This is a genomic window from Geomicrobium sp. JSM 1781026 (genome assembly GCF_041949955.1).
In the GTDB taxonomy this organism is placed as follows: domain Bacteria; phylum Bacillota; class Bacilli; order Bacillales; family Marinococcaceae; genus Geomicrobium_A.
The window spans coordinates 115,715-128,965 of the sequence record NZ_JBHFQF010000007.1; the positions used below are offsets into that span (position 1 = coordinate 115,715).

The window sequence follows — 13,251 nt, forward strand, 5'->3', positions numbered from 1 at the left end:
CCCATTGGCGCTACGACTTCACCTGACTTCGCCCCTTCCACGGAAATGCGTGTCACTGGACGCAGGAGATTAAGCACGGGGTTGTGTGAAACTTGCTGAACCACGAATTGGACTCTCACCAATCAAATTCCACAAAACAGTTAGAAAGAACCCCGCCTCCTGAGAGGTGGGGTTCTTTCTAACTGGTATACTCTTGTAATTAGAGCCCAGCAGAGAACGTTTCGATTATTTTATTAACTTTCTTCTCCATTTTCGGAGTCATCACTAGGAATGTCTACTTCATCAACATCTCTAGTCACACTATAGGAAACGCCGTTAATTTCATAATCAACACGTACTTGTGTTGGTACATCAACTTCAGTTGGCTCTTCCTCAGCCAATGGATAAAGTCCACGATCCCAAGCAAACTGTGAATCTACTTCAGATCGACCGAAGTTAAACGGAGAATCAATACTCGTTGTTCCTTCAGTATCGTAATTATTATTTAGAACATTTGTTGCTAGTTCAGTATCATTTCTAAGAAGGGTAACTGATAATGCATCCACATCTTCTAATATTGAGCTGATGTTGCTTCCAAATGCAATATTTACTCCAATACCGCCTTGTGGGTTCATTGAATCATCAGGTGCATTATAGCTCGTAGTTACATTATCAACATGATTTGGAATTTCAATATCCTCTACTTCTGTACCAGGGAATCCAGCGATATCAACTGTTGCAGAGTACTCACCATTAGTAAGTTCAGCTAAGCTAAGTGTATATTCGCCATCTTCTACTTCTCCATCAGCGTCAATGGTAACTTCATTATCATTATCATCAGCGACTGTTACCGTTACATCGGCTACAGCTAACTCGAAGTCTCCATCTGCTCCAGATGGTGCAGAAACCGTTAGATCTAAATCAACTTCATCAAAAGAAGCATTAACAGTGTTGCTTCCATTTACTAAAGAAACTACATCTCTTATTCCAGGGAAAGTGGCGAGAGCATCATCATCTGCAGCAAGTTCACTTTGGTAAGCACTCATAAGTCCCTCAAATAACTCAATGTCTGTTTCAGCAATATCGAATAATCCTCTAATCGCACTTCTGAAGGCTGTTGTTTGATCTTGTGTAACTGCACTTCTGACTGCTAATACGCCTTCCTCAATTGTTTCAAATTCATCAACATCTGGATCTTCTTCGATTGGATCTTCAGCATCTTCACCAGCGTCATCAATCACGATGTAATCAATGAAACGACTGTTGTCTTCAGCTAGGACTGCGCGAACGCTGTTGTCTTCACCAATATCACTTAACCAGTTAAGGTTTGAAGTATTGATTGTTAGAGTGTCACCTGTGTTGCTTACAAGATAGCCGTCAGCTTCAATAGTAAATGTTGTTTGTACACCATCTACTTCGAAGCTCACTGTACGATTCGTAAGTGATTCAACAGTTAACTCACCAGCTACAACTGAATTAGAGTCAACGCCACCAAGCTCTGTAACGACTCCATCTTCGTTCACGCCGATTTCGGCTAAAAGACCACGTACAGTTTCATCTTCTGCATTTTCAGCGTTTACAAGATCAATGTCATTGCCTTCATTGTCATCGTCGAGGTCGACATCAAATGTTTGACGTTCACCATTCACGATGGCAGTAAGTCGAGCAACTTCAGTTCCTGCAGCATTTAGCGTAACGCTGTCTACAACGACGTTATACTCTGTTACCGCACTCTCGATATCTGTATTGTCGATATCAACGACCAAGTAATCAACGACGCCATCAGTGTTGTTGCTGTGGTATACAGTTGCTTCATGTACTAGATCGAATTCTTCAATCTCGCCCCAGCTATATACACCCTCGATATTACCTGCTCCATCTTGTAGGAACACTGGGGTTGCGCTGAATACGCGAACGTTAGCTGGATTCTCTTCAGTACCAAGGTTAAGGAAGTTTTGGCCCACACTTGCAGAGTCTAAATCACGACCAACATTAAAGCTTGATGCTGGCTCGAGAGTATTAAGCCCTACAACTTCACCATCTGAGTTGCGAACAAGATCAATGACTTGTCCTTCAACATTATTGTTTTCGTCGAAAGTAACAGTACTAATTAATGCACCCTCAGCACTGATTTGAATTGAGCCAGTACCATCATCATCGAAAGTGAATTCAAAGTCATCTACAATTCGATTATCGTCACTAGAAACCACTTGACCAGGCGTATAACCATTCAACGTAGTAATCGATTGGTTAGTTAAAGTGACATCATCCTCTTCACCAGCAGTGTTTACGTAGTTAAGTTCAACAATGCTTCTAGCACCTTGTGTGAACGCATTTGCATCCGCGGTAAGGTAAGCACCATCTTCACTACGTACTAGGCTTCCTAGGTCACCAAGAACAAAGGAGATTTCGCCTGCGCGGTTAAGGTATAGAGATACTGGCTCATCACTGTTCTCGAAGTCTTCAAAAACTAGCGCATTCAGTGGTCTGACTTCACCATTTTCATCAATGTAGTAAGCTGATTCTGTATCAAAATCATACTCTTCTCCATCAATAACTACGCTGTTTTGGAAGATACGGTCGATGTTTCCTACAACGACATCATTGTATACTTCCGCATACTCTGCATCGTCATTGAAGAAAAGGTTATCCCCACGAGTTAGATCGCCGTAGCTGATCGTTTGACCATCTTCAACGATTGTGTAATCGTTAACGTCAAGTTCTTGACCGAATCCAGAGACGATTCCGTCATTTACTTCTTCAACAAGAATTGAAGCATCCCAATCATACGCATCGTAGAATGCAACTTCGCCTTGGCTGTTCAAAACAAATTTTGCATAGTCAGCTGTTGGGCCGCCTACAGATGCGAGCGATGTTCCAACTTCGCCGTTGTAACGAAGGTCATAACCATCAGCAAGGTCATACCACTCACCATTAAGAGCAATTTCTACTGGTCTGCGGTTGTCACCAGTGCCTACAAAACGTACATCGGTTACAGCACCTAGAAGTACTTCTTCGTCAGCGATGAAGAAATCAACGATGTCATAGCTACTGTTGAATGCTACTGTACCACCTGTACCAAGAACAGCTTCGAAGTCTGTTCCTTCATATGCATTCAATGTTGTTCCATCGTTAAAAGTGACTGTTTCGTCGCTCGCGCTTGAGTCAACCACACGTACATTTTCAAGGTACGCTGGACGCTCAAATGTATAAGTTGCAGGTGGGAATCCAGGAATCGTCATTTGGAAGTTGTACTCACGAAGTGGCTCTAAGAATGCACCGCCACCTTGATCAGATGATGGCAAGAAGCTAACTTGAGCTGATCTTCCATCTTCTGCAAGAACAACAGAAGCAATTCCACGGCGCTCGTTTGTGATTGCGTCACGAACGACAATGTCGTTTACGGAAAGTTCTTCTACTGTAGCATTGAAAGTAAGTTCTACCGTTTCACCGATGCGGTCAAGAGCTTCTACACCGATGCCGAATTCCATTGTGTAGTTCACACCGTTAACGATCCACGTACCTGCTTCAGGGAATACAGGGGCTTCAACGAATTCGAAGAGTGCTTCCGTATCGTCAGCAGCAAGGTCTTGTGGATACACTTCATGAGTTGTTCCATTAGGATCTTGAACAACGACAGTTGCGTCTACGAGCTCTTCGCCTGGAGCGTCAAATTCTACATAAATGCCGTAAGGAGTGATCGCAGTAACTTCTGTTACATCAACCGGAGTTGTTGCTTCAGCGCCACTACCTGTGAATGTAATAGAAGTGCGGTCTCCATTGTAGTAAAGACGATATTCTTCATCTGCAGTTTGTGTTGAAGTTGTAAGGCGAACAATGGTGTTGTTGCCATCTTCGTCTGCAACGACGTTAGCGTCGAGCACTTCAAGACCAGGGAATGCGAATTGCTCAGCGTCAGCTGCAGTAACTTCCTCAGCGAATGTTACGTCAACAGTTTGGCTGTTAAGTGCTTGTGCGCTTACAATTCCAGCATCCAATGTGTTGCGTACGTCCATGGCACGGTCAAGGAATACAGCCATTTGTGTACGGTCAACTGCTTGTTTCGGGCGGAAAAGACCACTCTCAACACTTGTAATACCGTGGTGAGCAAGAATTTCAATGTTCTCAAGGTGAGCTTCATAAGCGTCGTCAAGATCAGTGAAGTTCGTGTCTGCACCTGGAATTGGTTCTAGGTCGAATGCACGAACGAGGATAGAAGCCATTTGCTCACGAGAGATGACTGTACCTGCATCAAATTGCGTACCGCCATGACGTCCAATGATGATACCTTCTGCATGCATTGCAACTGCTACATCAGCATATACGCTTTCAGCACTTAGGTCTTCAAAAGGTGTTGATGTTACAGGTGGTGTATCTAAGTCAATTGCGTTTGCGATCATACGTGCTGCTTGCCCACGGATGAGTTGCTCACTTGGACGGTATGTACCATCGGAATAACCGTTCACAATTCCTCGATCTGCTGCTCTTTGAATTGTTTCATACGCGTGGTGCGTTGGTGCTACATCCGAGAATCTTTGCTCTTGTGCGTCAGCAACTTGCTGAGGCGTTGTGACAGCAAATGCTGATGCTGCCATTGCTGCAGTCATCGTACCTGCAATAAACTTTCGGTAAGACTTTGGTTGGTAAGCCATTCTTACTCCTCCTTTTGTATAATGCACAAGTTGTCTCTTTTGAATTATGAAACAACTTTGTACCGCCATTCTTAATTGCTGAGACATTTCGGACGGGCGACAAATGGTCAAACTACACTGTGATCATTAGTAACTCGTTCCTCATCGCCTCCTCGGTAACTTAGTCAATCACCATATTTTCCTAGATTGCAAGACTACCAACATTCATTATATAGACCTTGAAAACCACCTGTCAATTAAAAACTAGGCGGTTTTTCATAAATCCATGCAATTTATTCCATGTTAGCTTGCATTAGTATGGATATTTCGACAAGTTGTCATTTATTTTACAATATGACGACAAATATTGCTAGTTTTTTCCGTATGATTTTAATTTTCTTTTTTAAAACAGGAGTTAAGTCACTTATTTTAAATTCATAGAATCTTTTTTCAAAAAAGGGGATTGATTCTTTAGGCTTATAATCTGTAGAAATATGTATATAAAATAAGAACCTCCACTAATAGGAGATTCTTATCTTATCATTCCTCTTCTTCTTCCTCTTCTTCTTCATCTACTCGCTGCTCTTCTTCAAGTACCCAACGGACAAATTCTTCAACATCGCCCTCTACTTCATTAATGTACTCAAATCGCAAACTCTGCTGATCATCGAATTGCTGTAGGTCGCCTTGCAACTCCACAATAAACCGGTAACGAGTGTCCAATTGATGAAGCTCGTACGTCTCCTTATCAATGAAAGCCACCATATCTATTCGTTGCACATCAATACTATCCTCAATGGCTCCATCTAGCTCATCTTCCATACCCCATTGTTGCATCTTCTCCAATACTAATGGAATATGATCGTTTACATCTGTTCGGAAAGAAACTTCATAATAATCTTCTATTTCTTTCATTAGCATTGATTGTTCATAAGGCTTATACCTTTGCATCTCATCAATGGGATTAATCATGTTTACAACAGTATCATGTGCATCATCTGCAAACTGACGAGGTTCTCCGTCTTCAATAATGTAGGCATCATTGCCATCAACACGGAATGAATAATCAAGTGGTTCATTAAAGTCAATCAAGTCTAACGTTGCCATCATGTACAAATCAAAAGGTTGCAGCTGAACTGCACCACGAGATTGAATTCTTACGGATTCACCATTTACATTTAATGTCTGCCACTGTTTAAAGTGTGTACTTTCCGTCGATTCATCCATCACATCCATGGATCGATTGTATATATCTTCTGGGCGGTCCTGCTCACCACATGCTGCCATAACTACAAGAAGCGATAGTCCAACCGACAATGCCAATTTCTTCATATGAACTCCTTTTGTATCCTCTAGTTCAATTCTTTACTCATTCTAGCCGATTCTCAATTCTTTGTATAGTGTTGTTACAACCATGTTACAAAGGAGAATACTGTGCGCTTTTCGGGACTTATACGTGAGGAATGCGGCAAGAATCGACATTTGCACGGAGAATTCTGTCGAACCATCGTCGTTATGAAGCTCAAACTGCCTTTATTTTACGATATTGTGACATATAATGTTTCATTCTGTCTTTAACTTGTTACATAACTGTAAACGTCATGGCTATTTTCCTATGATAGACTATGAATTGTTCAACCAACACGACAATTAACAAACACAATTACATACTTACATAGTTTTATGATTCATTACTTAAGTAGCAGGGGTGCTACGGGGGAAGGGGAAAGTAACATTGCGTAAATTCTTAATGGCTGCGGCAAGTGCCGTGCTGGCGATCTCTGCATTTGCTGCAGACTACACACCAGCGAGCGCATCTTCAGCTGCAAGCGAAGTGATTGCAGAAGGAAAGAAACATTTGGGGACACCGTATCGATTCGGAGGGACATCACCGAGTGGCTTTGATTGCTCAGGGTATCTCGTCTACATCTTCGATCGCGCACTCGACCAAGACATACCGCGAACTGCCGCCGCACAATCAAATGCCGGCCAAAGCGTATCGAAAAGCAACTTACAACCTGGAGATTTAGTTTTCTTTAACACATCCGGAAGCGGCGTATCCCACTCCGGCATGTACATCGGTGGAGGCGACATGATCCACTCCGCATCTTCACGCGGCGTATCCATCGTCAGCATCAACGACCCATACTACTGGGGAAGCCGCTATGTCGGTGCACAGCGTGTCCTTACGGAGCAAGAAGAGGTTGCTTCTGAGACAACACCTGAACCGCTACCATCAGGTCAATACCATGATGTAAACTCTGATTACTTTGCTTACAGATCGATTACTAACCTTGGTGAGCAAGGCATCATCAATGGCTACTCAGATTACACTTTTAGACCTGGACTTGAGTTAAATCGCGGACAAGCTGCTACACTTATTGCACGAGCACTTGACTTAAGCGCAGATGGAGATCCAGGATTTGCTGATGTACCAAGTAACCATCATAACGCAGAAGCAATCGCAGCCGTTGAGCAAGCAGGATTATTTGGCGGAAACTCTAACAATGAATTCTCACCAGCTGCTCCAATGACTCGCTCTCATGTTGCTGCCGTCTTCTATAACGCTTTTGACCTTGACGACTATACTACTGACGAGGACTTTAACGACATCAGCAAAGATCATCAACACTACGATGCAATCAATGCCTTTACCGCTGCTGGTATATCCAGCGGAAACAACGGTAATTTCCAACCGAATCGCCCAGCGACACGTGCACATTTCGCTTCATTCTTGCACAGTGCCCTACAACTTGACTAAGTGAACCAACCCGTGAGGCAGCCGCCTTGCGGGTTTTCTTTATAATAGGAAGAAACGCGTAAGGCCGCAAGAGGGCAATCCTCTTGCGGCCTCCAATATGTACCGGAGCTTCTGAAGAGTTCTATGTACTCTCATTCACTCCAGCGACCGTTCGCATTCAGGGGATAGCGCCCGGTCATATATATAACTAAGGGGGTATGGGGTTACTTATGATATTCACCATTTCCGAAGAAACTAAACCTGTTTTTAAAACTTTTTTTGATTTTTTTGTGGGGAGCGTAAAGCAGAGGGTGGGCCACAGGTATTCTGCGCGCAAGTTTGCGCTTTTTAACGCTTTTAGCGTTGACTTTACCAAACTCGCGCGCAGATTCCACCCAAACACCTAGCGACCTGTCGGCCCCGGGTGGGTCCGAAAACCGAACCGGTCTTGGATCGGCGCGGCGCGCCGACAAGATGTTAGGGGTTTGGCTATGGGGATGCAGAGATTGGTTTTTGGGCCGGTTGCCGCAGGGGGGCGGAGTGGCAGGAGCGGGACGAACCCGCGTTCTGCGCGCGAGTTTGGGAATTCTGCCAAACACCGAACAATCTTGGACGGCCCCGGCGGGGCCGAAACGAAACCGATCTTGCTTCGGCGCGGCGCGCCGACACATGTTTGTTCTTCATTCGTATCCCCGTCTTATTGCTTAGGCTTCGAGTTTATTGTTTGTCGTTTTCTTTTTTCCAATTTTCGAATTCATTTCGGACGTTTTTGAGCGCTTCTGCATCTGTGCAAAGGTCGTATGCAGTCATTGCTAAACCTGCGGCGGCCTGGTGCATCCCGATCATGCCACCCTCGGATTTTGTTTCGTCTGTAAACTCAAACGTATGATTAATGCTTTCACCGATTTTTATATACGGATGAATTGTGGCGGTGACTTGGCCGACGTTGCCGATGTCAGATGACCCGATTCCTCCCACCTTTGGGGGCTCTACCACTTCAACACCTATTGTTTCCCAATTGGCTTGGAATAGATGGGCAAGTGCTTTATTGTTGTTGCGCTCCGCATAGACCAGTCCTTCATCAATTTCACACTCCGCACCAACGGCACGGCTTGCTTGACGTGCCGATTCGAAAACTTTGCTTTTAACTTCCAACAACTGTTTTCTTGTTGACGCTCGAATAATAAATTCTGCTTCACAGTATCCGGGTACAATGTTAGCCGCATCGCCACCATGGGTAACAATCCCATGAATCCGAACGTCATCTGTGAAGAATTGGCGCAAACTATTGATGGCGCTATAGCTATTGAGCATTGCATCCAGGGCGCTTATGCCTTTTTCAGGAGCAGAAGCCGCATGTGATTCTTTGCCGAAGAACTTTAATTTCGCGCTCACGCAGGCGAGGCCACCTCGAAGAACCATCGAACTGTTTTTAGGATGAACCATCATCGCTACGTCCAGATCGTCAAAAACGCCTGCATCACACATGTATATTTTTCCACCTCCGCCTTCTTCTGCGGGTGTACCGATGACTCTTATCTTCCCGGGCAATGCGGGAAAGGCCTCCTTTAACGCCACGGCCGCTCCTACTGCAGCTGTTCCAATGAGGTTGTGTCCGCATGCATGGCCAAGTGTAGGCAAGGCATCATACTCTGCAAGGATCCCGATAATCGGACCGCCTGGTGCCCCTTCCCATTCGGCAGTGAATGCTGTTTCCAAACCAGCGACCCCTTGATTCACCTTGAATCCTTCTTTTTGTAGGTAGGATGTGAGCCACCCCACAGCTTTTTGTTCATTGAAGGAAAGCTCCGGATGAGCATGGATTTTCAGGGCTAGATCTCGCAACGCGTTGTCATGATTGTTTAATGCTACGAGCAGTTTATCTTTTTCCACGGAAATGTTTTCTGTAATCATTGATTCACCACTCCTTTATCGTTCTTTTCTTCTTCCCATTTTTTGAATTCATCTTTAACTTGTTGAAGTGCTTCGGGCTGTACGCTCAAATCATAAGCTGTCATGGCGAGCGCTTTTGCTGCCTGGATCATACCCGCAATTCCACCCTCAGATTTCGTTTCCTCAGTGAACTCATGTGTATGGTTGGTCGCTTCCCCAATTTTTACATATGGGTGAATTGTCGGAACGATTTGACTGACATTGCCTATGTCTGATGAACCAATACCACCTTGAGCAGGCGGGGCTTGAACAGCGATTCCCATGGCCTCAAGATTCTCTTTAAATAGCATGGCTAAGGATACGTTCGTGTTTCGTTCTGCGTAAACGAGGTGCTCATCAATCTCACACTTCGCGCCGACGCTAGCAGCGGATTGACGGACAGCGGCATAGACTTTCTCCTTCACTTCTTCAAGCATTGTCCGTGTATTGCTTCGAATAAGGAACTGCGCTTCACTGTATCCCGGTACAATATTTGCGGCATCTCCGCCTTTTGTAATGACACCGTGAATGCGAACGTCATCGGTAAAAAACTGACGAAGGCTATTAATTGCGTGAAAACTTTGGATGACTGCGTCCAGTGCACTAATGCCTTTTTCCGGTGCGGATGCGGCATGAGACTCTTTTCCAAAAAATTTGAACGTTGCGCTTACACGAGCTAAACCACCGCGCAGTACCATCGTTTGGTTTTTTGGGTGACACATCATCGCCGCATCAAGATCATCAAAAACACCCTCTTCGCACATAATAACTTTCCCGCCAAGGCCCTCTTCAGCCGGTGTACCAAGCACTTGAATTTTGGCAGGGAGCTCCGGGAATGCATCTTTTAATGCTAGGGCGGCACCAACGGATGATGTGCCGATAAGATTATGCCCACATGCATGACCTAGACCAGGTAAGGCGTCGTATTCAGCGAGTATACCGAGTGTCGGTCCACCTGGTTTACCTTCCCATACAGCAGAAAAGGCCGTCTCCAGACCGGCCGTTCCACGTTCTACGATGAACCCGTCTTTTTCCAAGCAATCACTGAGCCATGTTGACGCTTTAAATTCCTGATAGCCTAATTCTGGATGAGCGTGAATGTTGAGCGCAAGTTCCCGCAGTTCATCTTTACGGGTATCGACAGCAGAAGCAATGAGTTGTTTGTTTGCAGAAAGGACTTGTTTGTTCAAGGTAATTCCTCCTCTTTATTAATGAATGGGCAGACCAATGCATGGCCAGTATAGAAACGCAGCAAGCAATGTGAACACGAAAACAGCGATTGTGATCCACGTACCGACTTTCAGAAGTTCTTGGCTTGTGTAATACCCTAATGAATACGTAGTCATCGTACCAATGGATTGAGACGGAAAAAGAAACCCTGTACTGCAGGCAGCCAAACAGATCATGCCGAGCCACACCGGGTTAAAACTTGTGCCAACGGCAAACGTTAATGCGACTGGCAACATTGACGCAATCATTGCCGTCATGTTTGTAAACCCAATACGAATGAGCGAAAAGGCACCGAGTAGTGTAGCAGCCAGCCACAGTGGCGGAAGTTCGTTCAGATGCGCTGATGCCAATGATGATGCCCAGCTGACAATCCCCCCTGCTTCAAAGGCAAGTGCCATCGTAAATCCGGCAGCAAAAAGAATAGGTACTGACCAATCGACAGTTTTCACCGTTTCTTTCCACACCATAATTTCCATACCTGGAAGGTAGAGAAAAATGACGATAATCAGAGCTGAGAGTGAGATGGAGAAACCGTGGACAGGCTGTGTAATCCAAAGCAGTATGAGAACTGCATAAAGCGCTACAAGCTTTTTTTCATTCATAGACATCCGACCAAGCTTGTCTTTTTCTTTATGGAAGTAGTCTAAACCCGCACGTTTATTGACGTTTTTAACCGGGAACATCCAGCTGATGACGAGCCACAATACGAGCAAGGTAGCAGCTGTGCTCGGAAGCATGACAACCATCCAATACACATAGGTCCAGCTATATCCTAGCATCGACTCAAACAAGCTAGCAGCATAAACCGATCCCGTAGCACCGGTGATGAGCCCGACGGCACAAATGATCGGCGTATACGTAATCGCAAACATACTCGCCTTACCGACATTAGGGTTTTCATCTCCGCCTATGGAGTGGACAATGCCTAGCGCAATCGGGACAAGCACAACAACGCGACCAATTGCATTAGGAACAAAAAATGTAAGAATAAAACCTGCAGTAATGAGGGCTAGAGTGATTAAATTCATGTTTCCTCTCGTAAAGACCAACATATTGTAAGTAATCCGCTTGTCCATCCCTGTTTTTTCAACGGCTGCACCCATCATTAGCATGGCAATAATCAACCAGATGACTTCACGACCCAATGTACTGGCTGATTCTTCAAAGCCAAGTACACCAAACAATGGAAAGAGCACAATGATCATCATTGCTGTGACTGCGGGAGGGATTAATCCTGTAAACCAAAGACAGATACCTAGAAATACGATGGCCAGCGTACTCCAGCCTCGTTCCCCCATTTCTGCAGGGACCGGCAATAACGGGGACATCACAAGAAACAAAAGAGCAGCGGAGACGAACAAATATTTATAGACGGGCTCGGTAAAGATGCGCTTTCGTGGAGTATGCGTTTTTTCAGGTTCGATTGGCATCCTTTTCACCTTATTTACATTAAATTTGCTTCATCTGACCCTTTATTCATTTTGTGAGATCATTGACGCGTCATTTCTAGACGAGAGCATAGGGTCAGACGTACCGAGGATACCGATAAGTGCGAGCATTGCAAGGAATGTGCGCTGAGGACCGGCGTATGCTTTTTCCGGTGCAAACCATTCATTTAATGTATGGGTACTTCCACCTTCCCCGCCTCGACCTACGGTAACCGCAGGAATGCCAAGGTGAATCGGCACATTTGAATCTGTACTTCCGGATCCATGGAAAATGGGTTTAATCCCAACGAGCCGACCCGCTTCCGCAGCAATTTGTACGATCGTCGCTGATTGCGATTGACTGCCTGCTGGACGTTCTCCGATGCATGTAATGTCGACTTTCACATCATCTCCCGCTTCCCAGTGGAAGTTCTCTTGCTCCGCGGCTCTTCTACACGCATCTAACACTTCCGATTCTAACGTGTCGAGTGCCGCTATACTCGTGGACCGCATATCAAGTAAGAAGTGAGCCGAACTGGCAATGGCATTGATCGCTGTGCCACCGTGAATTTCCCCAACGGTAAACGTTGTTTTCGGTTGTGCAGGCAACTTATGATCGGCAATCGTTGCTATCGCTCGGCCTGCAGCATGAGTGGCACTAGGCAAACCAAAATCACCGTAGCTATGTCCACCAGTCGCAGTGTATTCAATTTTGTATCGGCGACTACCGGTGGCTTCATATACGAGACGACCGACATTCGTGCCGTCTATGGAAATAAATCCGCAAATATCAGATCGATGATCAAACAGCGCCTTTACTCCGCGCAGATTCCCTATGCCCTCTTCTCCGACCGTAGCAACAAACAGAATTGACCCGTCTGTTTGCACTTGGCTTTTCTGTAATGCTCGGATGATGGAGAGCATTTCTGCAAGGCCACGCGTGTCATCGAATATACCTGGAGCGTATAGCCTTTCCTTATCCCGACGTACGGTCGTGTCTGTTCCTTCGGAAAACACCGTATCCATATGAGCTGAAACCACGAGCAACGGGTGGTCGGAACTTCCACGATATAACCCTGTTACATTCCCTTCAACGTCTTGTTCAACATCTTCCAAACCATAGTTTTCAAACGCCTGTATCATATAGGAAGCTCTCAATTTTTCCTTAAATGGCGGTGCAGGTATTTCTGTTAGCTTAATTTGCTCATCAAGTGTACGATTATGATTATCCTTTAAAAATGACAACCCTTCCTGTACCGGTAAATGATCATAAAGGTTTTTCAAACAACGATTCATTCACGCTCTCCTCCAC

7 protein-coding genes are annotated in these 13,251 nt (G+C 45.1%); 1 reads left to right on the top strand and 6 read right to left on the bottom strand.

Annotated features, from left to right (window positions below; translation table 11 throughout):
- Window positions 1-233 precede the first annotated feature (233 nt).
- Together ACE1TF_RS13930 and ACE1TF_RS13935 are read right to left on the bottom strand one after the other, a co-directional pair.
- Complete coding sequence (locus ACE1TF_RS13930; RefSeq protein ID WP_375017623.1) at window positions 234-4,631, bottom strand: S-layer homology domain-containing protein; 4,398 nt, start codon at window positions 4,629-4,631, stop codon at window positions 234-236.
- 519 nt (window positions 4,632-5,150) lie between these two features.
- Entirely contained in the window at window positions 5,151-5,942 is a 792-nt protein-coding gene (locus ACE1TF_RS13935) for a DUF6612 family protein (protein WP_375017625.1), read from the bottom strand.
- A 403-nt stretch (window positions 5,943-6,345) separates the two neighbouring features.
- On the opposite strand from ACE1TF_RS13935, the gene ACE1TF_RS13940 reads away from it, so the two are divergent.
- On the top strand, window positions 6,346-7,371 hold the full coding sequence (locus tag ACE1TF_RS13940; protein ID WP_375017627.1) for a C40 family peptidase: 1,026 nt from the start codon (window positions 6,346-6,348) through the stop codon (window positions 7,369-7,371).
- A gap of 696 nt (window positions 7,372-8,067) precedes the next feature.
- Here the strand turns inward: ACE1TF_RS13940 and ACE1TF_RS13945 are convergent.
- Genes ACE1TF_RS13945 through ACE1TF_RS13960 form a run of 4 tightly spaced genes read right to left on the bottom strand, consistent with a single transcriptional unit; the run spans window position 8,068 to window position 13,235 of the window.
- Window positions 8,068-9,264, bottom strand: coding sequence for a M20 family metallopeptidase (locus ACE1TF_RS13945; RefSeq protein WP_375017629.1), 1,197 nt, complete (start codon window positions 9,262-9,264; stop codon window positions 8,068-8,070).
- Window positions 9,261-10,472 (bottom strand): M20 family metallopeptidase, encoded by a 1,212-nt coding sequence (locus ACE1TF_RS13950; RefSeq protein ID WP_375017631.1) that lies wholly within the window; start codon window positions 10,470-10,472, stop codon window positions 9,261-9,263. The genes ACE1TF_RS13945 and ACE1TF_RS13950 overlap by 4 nt, the downstream gene beginning before the upstream one ends.
- An 18-nt stretch (window positions 10,473-10,490) precedes the next feature.
- Window positions 10,491-11,942 (bottom strand): SLC13 family permease, encoded by a 1,452-nt coding sequence (locus ACE1TF_RS13955; protein WP_375017633.1) that lies wholly within the window; start codon window positions 11,940-11,942, stop codon window positions 10,491-10,493.
- Between the two features lie 42 nt (window positions 11,943-11,984).
- Window positions 11,985-13,235 (bottom strand): M20/M25/M40 family metallo-hydrolase, encoded by a 1,251-nt coding sequence (locus tag ACE1TF_RS13960; protein ID WP_375017635.1) that lies wholly within the window; start codon window positions 13,233-13,235, stop codon window positions 11,985-11,987.
- Between the last annotated feature and the right edge of the window lie 16 nt (window positions 13,236-13,251).